Origin of the sequence: Curtobacterium sp. NPDC086286 (genome assembly GCF_044746255.1) — a bacterium.
Taxonomy (GTDB): Bacteria; Actinomycetota; Actinomycetes; order Actinomycetales; family Microbacteriaceae; genus Curtobacterium.
In genome coordinates, this window is sequence record NZ_JBIVBW010000003.1 from 147,040 (window position 1) to 164,621 (window position 17,582).

Below are 17,582 nucleotides of genomic sequence, written 5' to 3' on the forward strand. Positions count from 1 at the left end.
CCCCGGCGTGTCAGCCCCCGTTGTGCCCCGGTGCGTTCGCCGAGTTCCCGGGACCGGAGTCGGAGCCGCCCGGACCGCTCGTGTCGACGGCCGGGTCGGCGCCGTCCTGCGGGGCCTGCACGGGGTTGGACGCCGGGCTCGACGGCTGCGGCCCCACCGAGGGGTCGTCCGCCGGGTCGCTCGGCTGTGCCGGCTCGGACGGCTGCTCGGCCGGTTCGGACGGCTGCTGTGCGGGCTCGGACGGCTGCTCGGCCGGTTCGGAGGGCTGCTCCGCCGGCTCGGACGGCTGCTCCGCCGGCTCACTCGGCTGCTGGTCGTCGGTCGAGGGCGAGCTCGACTCGGTCGGTGCCGGCGTCGAGGCGTCGTCCCCGTTCAGGGCGAACACGGCGACGACGATGCCGGCGAGCACGAGCACACCGATCACCACGGCGGCGATGATCGGCCCGCGTCGGCGCCGGGGCCGGTCGTCCGGCGCCGGGGCCGGGGGTGCCGCGACTGGGCCACGCGGGCCTCCGGCACGGCCGACCGCTCCGGTCGCGCCGTCCGCACTGCGGCCCCCCTGCGCGCCGAGCACCGTGGTCGCGACGTCGTCGGAGGCGTTCGGCCGCTGCGCGTCCAGGACGCGCGTCGCGTCGTCGGCGCCGCCGGGCTGCGCGGTCGGCATGGCTCGCGTGGCGTCGTCGGCCCCGGAGGCGCGACTCGCCGGCATCGCCTGCGTCGCCTCGTCCGCACGGGCGGCACCCGCAGCGCCCGCCGCCGCGGCACCGGCCGCCGCACCCGCCACGGCCGGCGTGACCGTGCCGGGACCGCCGGGGAGGAGCTGCGTGGCCGGAGCGGCGTCGTCGTGGCCGAGCGCACGGAGTCGCTGTGCGGCCTCGGCCGCCGAGGGCCGGTCCGCCGGGTCCTGCGCGGTCATGACGTGCAGGAGCGTGCGCCAGGCGGTGGGCAGGTGCGGGTCGATCTCCGGACCGCGGGTGAGGCGAGCGGTCGCGGACTCGACCGCGCTGCCCGGGAACGGCTGCTTGCCGGTGAGCGCCTCGAGGAGCATGAGCCCGAGCGCGTACACGTCGGCCTTGCCGGTGATCGGCTGCGCCAGGACCTGCTCCGGTGCGATGTACGCCGCCGTGCCCATCACCGTGCCGGTCTGGGTGGCCCGGGCGCCGTCCCGCAGCAGGGCGATGCCGAAGTCGGCGAGCTTGACGTGGACGCCGTCGCTCTCGAGCAGCACGTTCGCCGGCTTCACGTCGCGGTGGACGATGCCCTGCGCGTGCGCCGCCGCGAGGCCGTCCGCGACCTGCGCCCCGACACCGGCGGCGGTGGCACGGTCGAGCGGCCCCTCGCGCAGTCGCGTCGCGAGGTCGCTGCCCGGGACGAGTTCCATCACGAGGTACGAGTCGCCGTCGACGTCGTCGAGCGCGGCGTCGTACAGGGTCACGAGTGCCGGGCTGCGGAGCGCCGCGAGGGTCTGGATCTCCGCCTCGGCACGGGCGCGTTCGCCGTGGTCGACCGCTCCGATGCGGAAGACCTTGACCGCCACCTCACGCCCGAGCTGCTCGTCGACCGCCCGGTAGACGGAGGCCATGCCGCCGTGCCCGAGCGTTCCCGTGACGCGGTACCGACCGCCGAAGACCCGTTCTTCCATGCGGGGCAACCTACCGGGACGACCTGACGGGTCGCGCACCGCGGCGGAGCGCCGTGAGGTAGAGGCGGTGCGCCGTGATCACCAGCGCCAGCCAGGCGAGCCCGAGCGCCCACGCCGCCAGGACGTCGGTCAGCCAGTGGTGGCCGAGGAACACCCGCGAGATGCCGACCGAGACGACGAAGACGGTGCCGGCGACGATCGTCAGCACCCGGGTCACGAGCTTCGACTGCCGGAGGAGCAGCAGGTACACGATCGTCCCGACGATGACGGTCGCGTTGAGCGTGTGCCCGGACGGGAACGACGGCGAGTGCTCGTACGGCGGGACGGCATCGCGCAGCGGCGGGCGGGCACGGCCGATGAGGTCCTTGCCCGCGACCGTCATGAGCAGGGACCCGCCCGCGGCCGCGACGAGCAGCACGAGGGGCGTCCAGGCACGACGCTGGATCGTGAACCCGACGAGGAACCCCAGGGCGACGATCGGCATCCCGATGGTGCCGGCGACGTCCGTCCACCAGGTCACGAGGGTGTCGGCCGTCGGCGACCGGAGCGTGAGCATCCAGTCGAGCACGGGGCGGTCGAGCACGGCGACGTCGTCGGCCTCGCGCACGGCGTCGTAGACCTCGGAGGCCGCCCAGGTCGCGGTGACGGCGACCCCGATGCCGATCGCGAGGGTGACCACGAGCAGCGGGAGCGCGCCCCAGCGGTGGCCGAGCGCTGCCCAGCCGTCCGCGGACGCCCGGCCAGCGCGGGTGCGCCACGTCGTGAGGTCGACGTCGCCGACGCGTTGGTCGGGGGCCTCGGGGTGATCGGTCTGCATCGACCCACCCTGCCCGAGTCCCGGTGTGCGGGTGCGGTGCGCCCGGGCGCCGCCGGTGCGCCGGGCACCGGGCACGCAGGTGCGCGGCGTCAGTCCTTCGCGGCGCCGTAGTCGTCGACGACCGCCACCGAGAGCGGGAACACCACCGGGAAGTCGCGGAACAGCAGTCGCCCGGCATCGGCAGCGGCGGCCCGGATCTGCTCGGCCACCCACTCGGCGTGCTCGGCCGGGGTGTGCACCACGATCTCGTCGTGCACGAAGAACACCAGGTGCGGGCCGTCCGTCACCGGCCCCGGGAAGCGCTCGGCGAGCCGCGAGCGCAACGACCCCATCCACGCGAGCGCCCACTCGGCAGCGGTGCCCTGCACGATGAAGTTCCGGGTGAACCGCCCCCAGCTCCGTGCCCGCGACTCCACCGCCCGCTGCATCGCCGGCGTCCCCTCGACCGTGTAGGCCTGGTTCCGCGCCGCGAACCACGAGGCGTCCGGCACCGGTGACGTCCGGCCGAGCAACGTCGTCACGGGTTCGCCCCGCTCCCCCGCCCTGGCTGCCCGGCTGACGAGGCCGAGGGCAGCCGGGAACGCCCGCTCGAGCCGCGGGACGAGCCGCCCGCCCTCGCCCTGGGTCGCCCCGTACATCGCGCCGAGCATCGCGCCCTTGGCCTGCTGCCGGGTCTCGACCGCCCCGGAGGCCACGACGCCGTCGTACAGGTCGCGCCCGTCCCCGGCCGCCGCCATCGCCCGGTCGCCGGCCATCGCCGCGAGCACCCGGGGCTCCAGCTGCGCCGCGTCGGCCACCACGAGCTTCCACCCGTCGTCCGCGACCACGGCGGCGCGGATGCCCTTCGGCAGCTGCATCGCTCCCCCGCCGTCGGCCGCCCATCGCCCGGTGACGACCCCGCCGACCAGGTACTTCGGGTGGAACCGACCTTCGTGCACCCACTCGTCGAGCCAGGTCCAGCCGTTCGCGGTCAGCAACCGCGCGAGCCGCTTGTACTCGAGCAGCGGTTCGATGACCGGGTGCTCGATCTCCTGCAGCTCCCACTTCCGCGTGCTCGAGACCATCAGGCCGGCCCGGCGCAGGGACTTCAGGACGTCGGCGGGCGAGTCCGGGTTGAGCGACGGGTCACCGAGCCGCTCGCGCACGACGGCAGCGATCTCCTCGAGCCGCCGAGGTCGCACGCCGTACGGTACCCGCGGTCCGAGCGCGTCCTCGAGCAGTCGTTCGTGCACGTCGGCGCGCCAGGGCAGCCCGGCGTGGAGCATCTCCGCCGCCACGAGCGCGCCGGCGGACTCCGCCGTCACCAGGAGCCGCAGCGCACCCGGCGCGGTCGACGAGGCGACCGCGTCGAGCTGCGCGCGCAGCTCTGCCACCGGGTCCAGCTCGTCGTCGGGAGGCGACACGTCGAAGAGCGCGTCGTCGAAGAGGCGGGCGTGCGTCGGGCGGGTGACCCGCGCCTCCTGGACGGCGGCGTCCCACGCGTCGACGGGCGCCGCGGCGAGCGCGGTGTCCCGTGCCGCGAGGGCCGATCGCAGGATGCGGCGGCACAGGCGCAGGTCGATGCAGCGCCCGACCCGGCCGCCGGCCGCGAGCACGGCCGGGTACCAGCGCGCGGTGTCGTCCCACACCCAGCGCACGTCGGGCGCGTCCCGGGACGCGACGAACGCCGGGAGGCGCGGCTCGTCCACCCGGATCGGCTCGCCGTCTGCGGTCCCCGCGTCGGTCAGGGGCGTCGCGAGGACGCCGCCGTCGACGCGGCGGAGGACGAGGTGCACGGAACGATCATGCCGTGCGCCACCGTCAGTCGAGCTCGACGACCTCCGCGCCGGGCGCGTTCTGCTGCACGGAGGCGATGCCGTTCTTCGCACCCGCCTTCGAGGCGTACCCCTCGGACGTGGCGATGACCTCGCCGTTGCCCGCCTTGAGGTGGAAGCGGTACTCCCCCTTGGCGTCGGTCCAGATCTCGAACTTGCCGGCCATGTCGACTCCTCGCGTCGATCCGATGGTGCCCGTTGTCCGCGGAGCGCGGTCTGCTCCGCACGCTACTGGCCGGGACCGGATCGCGGAAGCCTCAATCCGCGGTGTTCGCGTCCCCGTCACCGCGGGGTCGCTGCGAGGTCCCGCCGCCCGGGCGGACCGCGGCACTGTCGGAGACGTCGATGCGGACGTCGCCGTCCTCGGCGCGGGACACCTCGACCCGTGGGTCGGCGTCGTGCTCGTCGGAGCCGGACATGCGTCGGAAGGTGTCCTGGCGGCGTTCTTCGAAGGACATGTCGACACCGTCGTCGAGGTGGTCGCGGTCGGGCTTCGTCATGGGTGGGACGGTACGCCCGGGGTGCTGGCACCGGGTCGGGCCGCTCCGGACGATCGCGCTCCGGGCGGTCGCCCCGGGTCGGCGACCCGGATCGTCCCGGTGCGGGCCGTCCAGTGCTCGCCCGACCGCCACCGGGCTGCGACCCAGGCGGCGAGGCGGCCGGAGGGGATCGACCCGCGTGACACCGCAGCGCGGGCGTCGGGCAGCGTCGTGCCGAGGACGAACTTCGCGACACCGCCGTCCCCTTCGGCGGCGTCACCGGACGAGGGCGGTCCCAGTTCGAAGCGGCGGGCGAACCGTACGAGGTTCGCGTCCGGGCCGAGCACGTCGGGGAGCCCGGGGTCGAGGATCCACGAGCGGCACTGCCACCAGCCGGCCACGTGCGAAGGTGCCACGGCACGGAGGATCGCGGGCGCTTCGTCGAACGATCGGTCGCACGCGGGGGCGTCGAGCGGACCCGTCTCGGGGACGTGGACGCCCCAGGCCGCGGAGCCGTCGGCCGTCGTGTCGCCGATCTCGAACTGGAGGCGCCCCACCGTCACCACGCGGGCGGTGAGGACCGCGCAGAACCAGTCCAGACCGGTTCCCCGGAGGCCGTACCGCGCGAGCTTGCGGTCGACGTCCGCGATGCTGTCGGCCGCCTGGTCGGCCGAGGCGCCGTGGGCACGGAGCCAGGCCGCCGTCCGGGGTCGGACGGCGCGGAGGACGTCGACGATCGCGCTGTCGGGAAGGCCGCGGACGGTCGACTCGAGTGCGGCGGCCAGCTCTCCTGGGTCGGGGACGGTCCCGATCGCCGCGGCGAGGAGCTCGGTCCCGTCGTGCACGATCAGGTCGTGGTCGGGCCGGTCGTGGTCGGGCCGGTCGTGGTCGAGCCGGTCGTGGTCGGCCGGGTCGTGGTCGGGCGTCACTTCAGTCCGGACGCGGCCAGGCCGTCGATCACGCGGCGTTGCAGCACGACGAACATGATCAGCACCGGCGCCATGGCCATGAGGCTCGCGGCCATGAGCACGGGGTAGTCGATCGTGCGGTCGCTGGAGAGGGTCGCGAGGCCTGCGGCGAGCGGCATGTCCTCGGCACGGGTCGACACGACGAGCGGCCAGAGCAGCTCGTTCCACGACCAGAGGACCGTGGTGATCGCCAGCACGCTGATGGACGGTCGGGCCAACGGCAGCATGATGCGCCAGAAGGTCTGGAACGGGTTCGCGCCGTCCATCCGAGCGGCTTCCTCGAGCTCCGGGGGGAGGTTGAGGAACGCGGTCCGCATCAGGAACGTCCCGAACGCACTGAACAGCCCCGGTGCGACGATGCCCATCAGGGTGTCCAACCATCCGAGCCCCTGCACGATCTGGTACTGGGAGATCAGGTACACCTGCGACGGGACGAGCAGGATCGACAGGACGATCGCGAGCAGGATCGCCCGGCCGCGGAACCGCATGCGAGCGAACGCGTAGCCGGCGAGGGTGCAGAGCACGATCTGCGCGAGCGTCCGGATGATCGTGACCATCACCGACGTCCCGAGCTGGCTCAGGAACGGCAGGCGTTCGAACACCTGTGCGTAGTTCTGCCACTGCAGCTCCCCCGGCCAGAAGGTCGGTGTGACGGACTGCACCTGCGCGTTCGTCGACAGGGACATGATGATCTGCCAGAGGAACGGGAACGCCATGACGAACCCGCCGACGCCGAGGACGACGTGGATCCACCAGTGGTTGCCGCCGCGGCGGCCCGGCCGACGGCCGGTCCTGGTCGGTGTGACGGTGGCGGTCATGCCTGGACCCACTTCCGTTGGAACCGGAACTGCACGAGCGTGACGATGCCGATGAGGACGAAGATCACCATCGCGATCGCAGCCGCGAAGCCCTTGTCGTTGTCGATGAAGCCGGCGCTGTAGAAGTAGAAGACGAGGGACATCGTCTTCGGGATCACCGGGTTGGTGCTGCCGAGGATCGCGTAGAGCAGGTCGAACAGCTGGAAGCTCGAGATGGTCGTGACGATCACCACGAAGAAGATGCTCGGGCTGAGGAGCGGCACCGTCACCGACCGGAACTGCCGCCAGCGAGAGGCGCCGTCGAGCTCGGCTGCCTCGTACAGCTCGGGCGGGATGTCCTTGAGGCCGGCACCGAGGATGATCATCGAGAACCCGAGCGAGGACCACAGCCCGACGAGGCTCACCGCGACGAGTGCGAAGCCGGGCGTCGAGATCCAGTACGGCCCGTCGATCCCGAACAGCCCGATGAACCAGTTCACGATGCCGTAGTCGCCGTTGAACATGATCCGCCAGACGAGTGCGATCGCGGCGGGCATGGCGACGTAGGGCAGGAAGAAGAGCACACGGTAGAACTGCGCGAACCGCAGGCCCGGGGTGTTGAGCAGACTGGCGAGCCAGACCGCCACGGGGATGCCGAGCAGGACGATCACGGTGTAGATCACCGTGTTGAGCAGCGACTGGTAGAGCTGCGGATCGGAGACCAGCCGGACGTAGTTCGCGATGCCGGAGAAGGTGGCGCCGCCGAACACACCCCAGGTGGTGAAGGAGTACCAGAACGTCTGGATGATCGGCCAGATGTAGAACGTCCCGACGCCGACGAGCAACGGGAGGACGAACAGCCACGGCCAGAACCCGTCGGTCCGGTGCGCCGGAAGTCTGGTCGTGCCGGCGGTCGGACGCCGGGAGCCCGGGGCCCCGGGCCCGGACGCGCGCTGCGTCCGGGCCGGGGCGTCCGAGGTCGGGTGTCGCTCGGTGTGGATCGTCACGGTGTGGGGCTCACTGTTCCTTGGTGAGGGCGGCGTCCATCTTCTGCGCGAGCTGCTTCGCCACGTCGTCGACCGGGGTCGATCCGTCGAAGGCACTCGGCAGCAGGTTCGTTTCGAGGGTGTTCCACGCCGCCGTGTTCTTCGAGACCGGGAGCGGCTTGGCGTAGTCCACCGCGTCGAGGAAGACCTGCAGGTCGGCGTCCGGCATCGTCTTCGTGAAGGCGCTCTGCGTGCCCTCGTACGCCGGGATCACCGCACCCATGTCGCCCTGTTGCTGCTGGGCCTGCTTGCTCGCGAGGTAGACCTGGAGCGCCTGTGCGGCGGCCTTGTTCTTCGTGTTCGCGGACACGACGTTGGAGACACCGTGGATGACCGTCGCCTGCTCCTTGCCCTTGGGGAGCGGGTACACGACGACGTCCTTCTCGAGGTCGGTGCCGGTCAACGCGGAGCGGAACCAGCTGCCGCCCTGGTACATGGCGAGCTTGCCCGACGTGAACCACTGGTCGGCGGTGGTGTCGGTCAGCTGCTTGATCGAGGGCGACGCCCCGGACGCGATGAGGTCGGTCCAGAACTGCAGCCCGGCCTCGGCGGCGGCGGTGTCGTACTCGGACTTCGTGCCGTCCGCGTCGATCACGTTCCCACCGGCCTGGAAGATCGTGTCGTAGTAGGTGGTCTGCCCGTCCATGCCGCCGGCCGCGCCGTACGCGCCGTCGGCCGTGAGCTTCTCGGAGAGCTCGGCTCCGGTCTTCTGGAAGTCGTCCCAGGTCCAGTCCTTCGAGGGCATGGCGACTCCGGCCTTCTCGAAGAGCGCCTTGTTCATCCAGACGCCGATGGTGTCGAAGTCCTTGGGGACGCCGTACTGGGTCTTGTCGTACGTGTACAGGTCGTTGAGGGCGGACGAGTACTTCGCGGGGTCGATCGCGCCGGCCTCGACCTCGCCGGTGATCGGCGCGAGCTTGCCGTTCGCCGCGTAGAGCTGGAAGTTCGGGCCGTTCATCCAGAACACGTCGGGCAGGGTGTTGCTCGAGCCCTGGGTCTGCAGCTTCGTCCAGTAGCTGGCGAACGGGGTCACGTCCACGTTGACCTTGATGTCCGGGTACTCCTCGTTGAAGCCTTCGAGGTTCGCCTTGATCGCCTTGACCTGGTTCTCGTCCCAGACGGCGTACGTCAGGGTCGCCTTGGTGTCCTTGGCGGCCTTCTCGTAGTCGCCGCCGGCGCTGGAGGCGCCGGAGGACGTGCTGCAGCCGGCGAGGAGCACGGCTGCGCCGATCGCGGCGACGGCGCCGAGGAGCGCACGGCGACGGCCGCGGCCCTTGGCAGAAGTGGGTGCGTGCATCGGGTGTCCTTTCGCGAGTCCGTCAGCGGGTGACGGCCGGGGTGGGGTCGGTGAAGTGGGCGATCGTCGCGGCCGCGAGCGGCGGGACGTCGATGGGGACGGAACCGTTCCGGAGCGACCGGGTCGCGAGCGCTCCTGCGGCGACGGCGGCACGGGCCGCGATCGGCGAGAGCGTCGTCGGCTCCCCCAGCGCGACGTGCCGGAGGAACTCGGTCATCGTGAGGAGGTCGGCATCGGCGTGGCCGGCGGCGACCCCGTCGATCGGGTACTCGCGGTCCCCCGCGACGTCCCAGCCGCGACGACGGCTCCAGACCTTCACGACGCCACCGCCGGTGTCGCCGATGTTCTCGAGCCGTCCCTCGGTCCCGATGACCGTGTAGTTGCGCCAGTAGTCCGGCGTGAAGTGGCACTGCTCGTAACTCGCCTGCACACCGTTGTCGAGGGTCATCATCACCATCGACACGTCCTCGACGTCGACGACGGGGTTCAGCCCGGTCTGCTCGAGGGGCGGCCAGTTGTCGAGGGAGAACCAGTCCCCCATGAGCTCGCCGCTGCGGTCGCGACGGTCGGTGACGTCGCCGTAGACCGACAGCGACCCCATACCGACGACCCGCGCGGTGTCCCCACCGCCGAGCGCGTGGATGACGTCGAGGTCGTGGCTGGCCTTCTGCAGGAGCAGGGAGTTCACCTTGGTGCGGTCGGCGTGCCAGTCCTTGAAGTAGTAATCGCCGCCGTTGCCGACGAAGTGCCGGCACCAGACCGCCTTGACCTGGCCGATCTCCCCGCGGTCGACGATCTCGCGCATCAGCCGCACGACCGCGGCGTGACGGAAGTTGTGCCCGACGTACAGCGGCGTGCCCGTCTCCGCAGCGGTGTCGAGGACGGCGTCGGCGTCCTCGACCGTGATGGCCATGGGCTTCTCGAGGTAGACCGCGATGCCGGCGCGGAGCAGGTCGATCGCGATCGCGGCGTGCGTCCAGTCGGGGGTCGTGACGATCGCCGCGTCGACGACCCCGACGAGTCCCCCGTGGTGCTCGACGACGAGGGCGTCCGGGTACTCGGCCCGGGCCCGCTCGCGCCCCTGCTCGGTGACCTCGGCGACGGCGACGACCCGCGCCTCCAGGTCGGGAGCGGCGGCAGCCGCCTCGGCCACGTGGCGGGCGATCGCCGCACGCTGCCCCATGCCGACGATGCCGACCCGTATTGGTCGTCCTGTGAACGCGTCACCCATGCTCATCTCGCTCCCTTGCGTGATTGTGACGCCAATGATGCCGAATCGATCATGAATGCACAATAGGCGCTCAACGAACGCTCATGGGGAGGGTATGGATGGTTTTACACGATCGAAACGTCGTGCACAGACCTGCGCCGGGGAGTCCCCCGGAGGACTCGTCCGCTCAGTCGGCGACGACGAGCTCCACACCGGCACTGGCGAGCTCCGCGGCGAACGCCGACGGGACGGGCTGGTCGGTGACGAGTGCGTCGATCCGGTCGAGCGGACAGATCCGCGCGAAGGTCGCCCGTTCGATCTTGGTCGAGTCGGCGACCACGATCACCCGGCGCCCGACGGACGCGAAGTGCCGGCTGACCTCCGCCTCGCCCTCGTGCATCGTCGTGGCGCCGTACTGGCCGCTCAGCCCGTCGACACCGAGCACGACGACGTCGAGCGCGAACTCGTCCAGGGTGTCCCGGACGAGCGGGCCCACGAGCTCGTAGGACTGCCGCCGCGCGACGCCGCCCGTGACGACGATCTTGACGTTGGCGCGGACCGACAGCTCGTACCCGATGTTCAACGCGTTGGTGACGATCGTCACCCCGTACTCGCCGTCCGCCCGGGTGAAGCGCTCGCTCTTGCCGAGCTCACGGGCGACCTCGGTCGTCGTGGTCCCCCCGTTCAACCCGACGGTGTCGCCGGGCTGCACCAGCCGCGAGGCGGCGCGGGCGATCGCGGTCTTCGCCTCGGCCTGACGGGCGATCTTGTACTGCAGTGGCAGTTCGTAGCCGGCCCCGAGCGCCGCGGCGCCGCCGTGGGTGCGGGTGACCAGGCGCTGGTCCGCCAGCGTCGCGAGGTCGCGTCGGGCGGTCGCGGGCGAGATCCCGAGCAGCTCCCCGATCTCGGCGATCGACACGTTGCCGCGTTCGCTCACCAGTTCGAGCAGGGCGTTGAGCCGCTGTTGAGGGGTCATGTCGGCCATCTTATGGCGTCACCGCGCACCCCTGATGATCGGGAATGACGTTTTGCTCTTCCATCGCGCATGATCGCTCGCTACGCTTCCTCATCATCGATCACCCGGATCGAACCGGACCGGAAGGCACCCATGACCGACACCTTCGTGAGCGCAGAACTGACGTCGCAGCCGGAGACGTGGCGCGCTGCCGCCGCGCTCCTCTCGTCGTTCGAGGCGTCGCTCCCCCAGCCCGGAGAACGCGTGGCCGTGGTCGGCTGCGGGACGAGCTGGTTCATCGCGATGAGCTACGCCGTCGCCCGTGAGCAGGCGGGCCTGGGCGTGACGGACGCCTTCGCCGGCTCGGAGTACCCGATCGGCCGCGACTACGACCGGGTCGTGACGATCAGCCGGTCCGGCACCACGACCGAGATCGTGGACCTGTTGCAGGCCCTGCGCGGCCGACGCACCGTGCTCGTCACCGCGGTCCCGGACAGCCCGGCCGCCGCCGTCGCCGACGTCGTCGTGGCACTGCCCTTCGCCGACGAGCGCTCGGTCGTGCAGACGCGCTTCGCGACGACCACGCTCGCGCTCCTCCGTGCGTCGATCGGTGACGACGTGGACGCCCTCGCAGCACAGGCCGAGACCGCCCTCGGCCTCCCGATCGACGACCTCCTCGATGCTGAGCAGGTCACCTTCGTGGGCCGCGGTCCGGCGGTCGGCCTCACGTTCGAGGCCGCCCTCAAGACGCGCGAGGCAGCGCAGTTCTGGGCGGAGTCCTACCCCGCCATGGACTACCGGCACGGTCCGATCGCGATCGCCCAGCCCGGCCGACTCGTCTGGTCGCTCGGAACCGCGCCGGAGGGGCTCGCGGACGAGGTCGCTGCGACCGGTGCGCGCTTCGTCCAGCACGACCTCGACCCGATCGCCGGGCTCGTCGTGGTGCACCGGTTCGCGGTCGCCCTCGCCGAGGGACGCGGCCTCGACCCGGACAACCCCCGCTCGCTCACCCGTTCGGTCATCCTCACCTGATGCGCGGTGCAGGCGCGGTGCTCGGGGTCGACGTCGGCGGCACGGGCATCAAGGCCCGACTGACCGGCGCCGACGGACTCGTCCTCGACGAGACCCGCGTCCCGACGCCGCGCGGCGACACCGACGCGACGATGCTCGCCACCGTCGTGGCGGAGCTCGCCGAACGGGCGCTGCGCCGTGGCGACCTCGATGCGGTGGGCCTCGTGACGCCGGGTGTCGTGGACGACGGGGCCGGCACCGTCGTCCTCGCGGTGAACCTCGGGTGGCGGGACGTCCCGGTGCGGGACCGGGTCCGGGCCGAGTTCGCCGCACGGGGGATCGACGTCCCGCTGGCCTTCGGACACGACGTGCGTGCCGGCGCCCTGGCGGAGACCTCCGGCGCGGCACCGGCGCTCACCCGTGGTTCCGTCGCCTTCGTCCCGGTCGGCACCGGACTCGCGAGTGCCCTCGTCGTCGACGGCGTGGTCGTCGCGGGCGGCGGTTGGGCGGGGGAGATCGGACAGGTGCGGATCCCCACCGGTCCGCACGCGGGGCGCCGCGTCGAGGAGATCGCGTCCGCAGGGGGAGTCGCCCGTCGATCGGGCTCCACCTCGGCACACGAGGCGATGCTCCGCGTCCGCTCCGGGGACCCGGTGGCCGCCACGGTCTGGCACGAGTGCATCGACGTGCTCGCGGACGCCCTGGCGTGGACCACGACGGTCGCCGGCTGCCACACGATCATCGTGGGCGGGGGACTGGCCGAGTCCGGCCCGCTGCTGTTCGATCCGCTCCGGACGGCCCTCGTCGAGCGGCTCCCGGGGTTGCGCGTCCCGGTCCTCGCCCCGGCACGGCACGGCGATGCCGCCGGTGCCATCGGTGCCGGGCTGTTGGCGCGCACGGCGCTCGACGCCGAGGTGCACGCATGAGCACCCTGGTGCGTGCGCGGCGGATCCTCACCGCGACGCACGACCTCCACGACGGGTGGCTGGCGGTCGACGACGCCGGCACGGTCCTCGAGAGCGGATCCGGGACGCCCCCGCGGACCGAAACCGCGGTGACGATCGAGGGAACGCTGCTGCCGGGGGCGGTCGACCTGCACGCCCACGGGGCGCTCGGGCACGACTTCGCCACGGCCACGACGGACGGTGCCGCACTCGCTGCGGGCCACCACCGCGCACGCGGGACGACGTCGCTCATCGCATCCGTCGCGACGGGCCCGGTCGCCGAGACGATCGCAGCACTCGGACGCCTCCGCGTCCTCGTCGCCGAGGGCACGCTCGCCGGGCTCCACCTCGAGGGGCCTTGGCTGTCACCGGCGCGCCGCGGTGCCCACCGGTCGGACCTCCTGCACGCACCGGACCCGGCGGAGCTCGACGACTTCCTCACAGCGGCGGACGGCACGCTCCGGATCGTCACGCTCGCACCGGAACTCCCCGGAGCGATCGACGCCGTGGGCCGCCTCGTCGACGCCGGTGTCGTCGTCGCGATCGGTCACACCGATGCCTCCGCCGACGAGACGCGCGCCGCGATCGACGCCGGTGCCACCCTCGTCACGCACCTCTTCAACGGCATGCCCCCACTGCACCACCGCCGGCCGGGCCCGGTCGGCGTCGCCCTGACCGACGACCGCGTCCTGGTCGAGTGCATCGTCGACGGGCACCACCTCGATCCCGCGGCGGTCGAACTCGTGCGGCGAGCCGCGCCGGACCGCCTCGTGCTCGTCTCGGACGCGATGGCCGCCACCGGCTGCGGCGACGGCGAGCACGCGATCGCGGGTTCGGCGGTCTCGGTCCGTGACGGCGTCGCGCTGCTCGCCGACGGATCGTCCCTCGCCGGCAGCACCATCACCGTGCAGGACGCCGCCCGACGCCTCCTCGACGGTGGCACCCCGCTGCCCGAGGTCGTCGCGGCGACGTCGGCGCGACCGGCACGCATGCTCGGCCTCCCGGCGCCGCTCTCGGTCGGCGCTCCCGCCGACCTGCTCGTGATCGACGAGGGCCCCAGCAGTGCCGCGCGGTCGGAGCCCTGGCGCGTCCTCGACCTGCAGACGACCGCGGCGGTGCACCGGTGATCCTCATCGTGACGCCCAACCCGGCGGTGGACGTGACCTACCGTGTCGCCCGTCAGCTCGTCGGGACGACGCAGCGCGTCCTGGACGTCGCCCGTCGTCCGGGTGGCAAGGGCCTCAACGTCGGGCGGGTGCTCGACGCGGTCGGGATCCCGTCCCGCGCCGTCCTGCCGCTCGGTGCGGCTCCCGGTCGGTGGATCGCCGACGGCCTCGACGCCCTCGGTCTCGCGCACGTCGACATCGCGGTGACGGGGGAGACCCGCACCACGGTCACCGTCGTCGACGACGTCGCGCACCCGACGATGTTCGGCGAGCCCGGACCCGAGGTGACCACCGACGAGTGGGTCGCCGTCAGGGACGTGATCGGTCAGCAGCTCGACGGCGACGTCGAGTTCCTCGTCGTCTCGGGGTCCCTGCCGCACCGCGCCGATCCGGGCGTCGTCGCGGACTGGGTGGCCGCCGCTCGGATGCGCGGGGTGCCGAGCCTCGTCGACTGTCCGGGTGGTGCGCTCCTCGCGGCCGCCGACGCCGGGGCGACGATCTGCAAGCCCAACCGCGACGAACTCCTCGAGGCGACCGGCGCCGACGACGAGCGGAGCGGTGCCCTGCAGCTGCTCGACCGTGGCGCGGGCGCCGTCGTGGTGTCCCGTGGTGCGGACGGTCTGGCGGCACACACGCGCACCGGGGTCACCGAGATGCGCGCCGTCCCGGGAGTCTCCGGGAACCCCACGGGTGCCGGTGACGCGGCCACCGCCGGGCTCCTCGCTGCGCTGCTGCGCGGGTCGTCCGACGGCCCGACGACCCCCACCGCGACCACGACCGCGCCGTCCACGCCCCGCGTCGACCACGCCGCGCTCCGATCCGCTGCCGCGTTCGGCGCCGCCGCCGTCCTCCGGCCCGTCGCCGGCGAGGTCGACGTCGACGCCGTCCGCCGGTTCCTCGCGGACGACGACGGTGCCCGGTCCGGCGCACGACCCTCCGACCCGAGCTGGAGCCACGCATGATCACCGACCTCGCCCTCACCGGACTGCTCGACGCTGCACGGACCGCACACCGTGGCGTCGGGGCGTTCAACGTGGTGCTGCTGGAACACGCCGAGGCGATCGTCGCCGGCGCCGAGCGAGCGGGGCTCCCCGTGGTCCTGCAGATCAGCGAGAACTGCGTCCGCTACCACGGCGGCCTCGCCCCGATCACGACGGCGACCGCGGCGATCGCGCGGTCCGCGGACGTCGAGGTCCTCGTGCACCTCGACCACATCGAGGACCCCGAGCTCGTGCTCGCCGGCATCGACCTCGGGGTGGACTCGATCATGTACGACGGATCGCACCTCGACTTCGCCGCGAACGTGGAGGCCACCCGCCGACTCGCGGTCCGGTGCCACGACGCCGGGGTCGCGATCGAGGCCGAGCTCGGTGAGGTGGGCGGCAAGGACGGCGTGCACGCTCCCGGTGTGCGCACGGATCCGCACGACGCCGCTGCCTTCGTCGCCGACACCGGTGTGGACGCACTGGCGGTCGCCGTCGGGACGTCCCACGCGATGCAGACGCGCGAGGCATCGGTGGACCGGACGCTCGTCGAGCAGCTCCGCGCCACGGTGCCGGTCCCGCTCGTCCTGCACGGCTCCTCGGGGCTGTCGGACGACGAGCTGCGGGCAGCCGTCCGGGCGGGCATGACGAAGATCAACATCTCCACGCACCTGAACGGCCTCTTCACCCGGGCCCTGCGAGCGGTGCTCGACGAAGGTCCGGACGTGGTCGATCCCCGCAAGTACGTCTCCGCGGGGCGCGACGCCATCGCTACCGAGACCGCCCGGCTACTGACGCTGCTGCACGGCTGACCCGCCCGAGGGCGGAGCTCAGCAGAGCGGGACGTTCACCGCGAGCCCGCCCATCGCGGTCTCCTTGTACTTCGTGGACATGTCGGCGCCGGTCTGCCGCATCGTCTCGACGACCTGGTCGAGCGACACGTGGTGCACGCCGTCACCCCGCAGCGCCATCCGCGCCGCGTTGATCGCCTTGTTCGCGGCGATGGCGTTCCGCTCGATGCACGGGATCTGGACGAGCCCGCCGATCGGGTCGCAGGTGAGCCCGAGGTTGTGCTCCATGGCGATCTCGGCGGCGTTCTCGACCTGCTCGGGCGTTCCTCCGAGCACTTCGGCGAGCCCTGCGGCGGCCATCGACGCCGCCGATCCGACCTCGCCCTGGCAGCCGACCTCGGCGCCGGAGATCGACGCGCGCTCCTTGTAGATCGAACCGACGGCGCCCGCGGTCAGCAGGAAGCGCACCACGGTGTCGTCGCGGTTCGCCGTCGTGACCGTCGGCACGTAGGTGAGCGCGTAGTACAGGACGGCGGGGATGATGCCGGCGGCACCGTTCGTCGGAGCGGTGACCACCCGCCCACCGGTGGCGTTCTCCTCGTTGACGGCCATCGCCATGAGGTTCATCCACTCCATCGCGAAGAGCGGGTCGTGCCCGGGGTCGTCGGCGGTGAGCTGCTCGAACCAGTTCGCGGCGCGGCGTCGCACGGTGAGCCCGCCCGGGAGCGTGCCGGAGCGTTCGACGGACCGTTCGACGCAGGACTCCATGACGCCGTGGATGCGGAGGAGGCCGGCCCGGACGTCGTCGGCGCTGCGCGTGGCGGTCTCGTTGGCGAGCGCGACCCCGCTGACCGGCAGACCGCTCGCCGCGCAGGCCGCGAGCAGCTCGGCGCCGCTCGAGAACGGGTACGGCACGGCGTCGTCGACGGGGATCGCGGTCTCGGCGACGTCCCCCTCGGAGTCGTTCGTGACGAAGCCGCCGCCGATCGAGTAGTACGTCTCCTCGGCGATGGTCGCCCCGGACGTGTCGGCGGCACGGAGGCGCATGGCGTTCGGGTGGCGGGGGAGCATCGTCAGCGGGTGGAGCACGATGTCGGCGAGCCGGAACGGGACGCTCGACCCGCCCTGGAGCAGGAGCACGCCGGTCTCCTCGAGCTCGGCGAGCGAGCGGGTCATCGCGTCGGGGTCCACGGTCTCGGGGTCCGACCCCATCAGGCCGGTGACGACCGCGCCGAGCGTCCCGTGGCCCTGGCCGGTCGAGGCCAGGGAGCCGTAGAGGTCGACGGCGATCGTCGCGACGGGAGCCTCGGCCACGCGGGCGGCGAAGGCGCGTCCGGCCCGCATCGGTCCGACGGTGTGGGAACTCGACGGACCGATCCCGATGCTGAACAGATCGAAGACGGAGACCGGCACCCCGCCACACTAACCCGTCCGGACGGGTGGGGGATCAGCGCCGGGAGCCCTGGTTCGGCATGAGGATCCAGAGGACGACGTAGGCGATCCAGAGCGGCCCCGGGAAGAGGCTCAGGATGACCCAGGCGATACGGACGAGGGTGCGGGACCAGCCGAACCGGTCGGCGATGCCGGCACAGACCCCGGCGAGGAGGCGGCCGGTGCGGGGGCGGAGGAGTGTGTTCATGTCGTCGACGGTACGGAGGATCG

17 protein-coding genes and 1 pseudogene are annotated in these 17,582 nt (G+C 72.4%); 5 read left to right on the top strand and 13 right to left on the bottom strand.

What is annotated here, in order from left to right:
• Positions 1-10: 10 nt before the first annotated feature.
• The 11 genes and pseudogenes from ACIPKM_RS06480 to ACIPKM_RS06530 form a co-directional block, all read right to left on the bottom strand.
• Positions 11-1,642: a protein kinase gene (locus ACIPKM_RS06480; RefSeq protein ID WP_402736399.1), complete on the bottom strand. Its 1,632-nt coding sequence runs from the start codon at positions 1,640-1,642 to the stop codon at positions 11-13.
• Between the two features lie 10 nt (positions 1,643-1,652).
• Positions 1,653-2,459 carry a phosphatase PAP2 family protein gene (locus tag ACIPKM_RS06485; RefSeq protein ID WP_402736400.1) on the bottom strand — a complete coding sequence of 269 codons (807 nt, stop codon included), beginning with the start codon at positions 2,457-2,459 and terminating at the stop codon, positions 1,653-1,655.
• An 89-nt stretch (positions 2,460-2,548) separates the two neighbouring features.
• On the bottom strand, positions 2,549-4,234 hold the full coding sequence (locus tag ACIPKM_RS06490; protein WP_402736401.1) for a bifunctional 3'-5' exonuclease/DNA polymerase: 1,686 nt from the start codon (positions 4,232-4,234) through the stop codon (positions 2,549-2,551).
• A gap of 55 nt (positions 4,235-4,289) precedes the next feature.
• Positions 4,290-4,439: pseudogene (locus ACIPKM_RS06495) on the bottom strand (YegP family protein); the annotation flags it as partial.
• Between the two features lie 91 nt (positions 4,440-4,530).
• Positions 4,531-4,773: a hypothetical protein gene (locus ACIPKM_RS06500; RefSeq protein ID WP_070417597.1), complete on the bottom strand. Its 243-nt coding sequence runs from the start codon at positions 4,771-4,773 to the stop codon at positions 4,531-4,533.
• Positions 4,770-5,681 carry a hypothetical protein gene (locus ACIPKM_RS06505; RefSeq protein WP_402736402.1) on the bottom strand — a complete coding sequence of 304 codons (912 nt, stop codon included), beginning with the start codon at positions 5,679-5,681 and terminating at the stop codon, positions 4,770-4,772. The genes ACIPKM_RS06500 and ACIPKM_RS06505 overlap by 4 nt, the downstream gene beginning before the upstream one ends.
• Positions 5,678-6,538 (bottom strand): carbohydrate ABC transporter permease, encoded by an 861-nt coding sequence (locus ACIPKM_RS06510; protein ID WP_402736403.1) that lies wholly within the window; start codon positions 6,536-6,538, stop codon positions 5,678-5,680. Before ACIPKM_RS06510 ends, ACIPKM_RS06505 begins: the two co-directional genes overlap by 4 nt.
• Complete coding sequence (locus tag ACIPKM_RS06515) at positions 6,535-7,524, bottom strand: carbohydrate ABC transporter permease (RefSeq protein ID WP_261646880.1); 990 nt, start codon at positions 7,522-7,524, stop codon at positions 6,535-6,537. Before ACIPKM_RS06515 ends, ACIPKM_RS06510 begins: the two co-directional genes overlap by 4 nt.
• Before the next feature lie 10 nt (positions 7,525-7,534).
• Entirely contained in the window at positions 7,535-8,860 is a 1,326-nt protein-coding gene (locus tag ACIPKM_RS06520; protein ID WP_092385414.1) for a sugar ABC transporter substrate-binding protein, read from the bottom strand.
• A 22-nt stretch (positions 8,861-8,882) separates the two neighbouring features.
• Positions 8,883-10,097 carry a Gfo/Idh/MocA family protein gene (locus ACIPKM_RS06525; RefSeq protein ID WP_402736404.1) on the bottom strand — a complete coding sequence of 405 codons (1,215 nt, stop codon included), beginning with the start codon at positions 10,095-10,097 and terminating at the stop codon, positions 8,883-8,885.
• A 160-nt stretch (positions 10,098-10,257) separates the two neighbouring features.
• Complete coding sequence (locus tag ACIPKM_RS06530) at positions 10,258-11,046, bottom strand: DeoR/GlpR family DNA-binding transcription regulator (RefSeq protein ID WP_070419335.1); 789 nt, start codon at positions 11,044-11,046, stop codon at positions 10,258-10,260.
• Positions 11,047-11,178: 132 nt separating this feature from the next.
• On the opposite strand from ACIPKM_RS06530, the gene ACIPKM_RS06535 reads away from it, so the two are divergent.
• The 5 genes from ACIPKM_RS06535 to ACIPKM_RS06555 are packed head-to-tail and all read left to right on the top strand — an operon-like array spanning position 11,179 to position 15,941.
• Positions 11,179-12,057 carry an SIS domain-containing protein gene (locus ACIPKM_RS06535; RefSeq protein ID WP_070417591.1) on the top strand — a complete coding sequence of 293 codons (879 nt, stop codon included), beginning with the start codon at positions 11,179-11,181 and terminating at the stop codon, positions 12,055-12,057.
• Entirely contained in the window at positions 12,057-12,962 is a 906-nt protein-coding gene (locus ACIPKM_RS06540) for an ROK family protein (RefSeq protein ID WP_402736405.1), read from the top strand. The genes ACIPKM_RS06535 and ACIPKM_RS06540 overlap by 1 nt, the downstream gene beginning before the upstream one ends.
• A complete protein-coding gene (nagA, locus tag ACIPKM_RS06545) occupies positions 12,959-14,107 on the top strand; it encodes an N-acetylglucosamine-6-phosphate deacetylase (protein ID WP_402736406.1) in 1,149 nt (382 codons plus the stop codon). Before ACIPKM_RS06540 ends, nagA begins: the two co-directional genes overlap by 4 nt.
• Entirely contained in the window at positions 14,104-15,108 is a 1,005-nt protein-coding gene (locus ACIPKM_RS06550) for a 1-phosphofructokinase family hexose kinase (protein ID WP_402736407.1), read from the top strand. Before nagA ends, ACIPKM_RS06550 begins: the two co-directional genes overlap by 4 nt.
• On the top strand, positions 15,105-15,941 hold the full coding sequence (locus tag ACIPKM_RS06555; RefSeq protein ID WP_070417587.1) for a class II fructose-bisphosphate aldolase: 837 nt from the start codon (positions 15,105-15,107) through the stop codon (positions 15,939-15,941). The genes ACIPKM_RS06550 and ACIPKM_RS06555 overlap by 4 nt, the downstream gene beginning before the upstream one ends.
• An 18-nt stretch (positions 15,942-15,959) precedes the next feature.
• Here the strand turns inward: ACIPKM_RS06555 and ACIPKM_RS06560 are convergent, their stop codons facing one another.
• Together ACIPKM_RS06560 and ACIPKM_RS06565 are read right to left on the bottom strand one after the other, a co-directional pair.
• Entirely contained in the window at positions 15,960-17,333 is a 1,374-nt protein-coding gene (locus ACIPKM_RS06560) for an L-serine ammonia-lyase (protein WP_402736408.1), read from the bottom strand.
• Positions 17,334-17,367: 34 nt separating this feature from the next.
• Positions 17,368-17,559 (bottom strand): PspC domain-containing protein, encoded by a 192-nt coding sequence (locus ACIPKM_RS06565; protein WP_261646871.1) that lies wholly within the window; start codon positions 17,557-17,559, stop codon positions 17,368-17,370.
• Positions 17,560-17,582 lie beyond the last annotated feature (23 nt).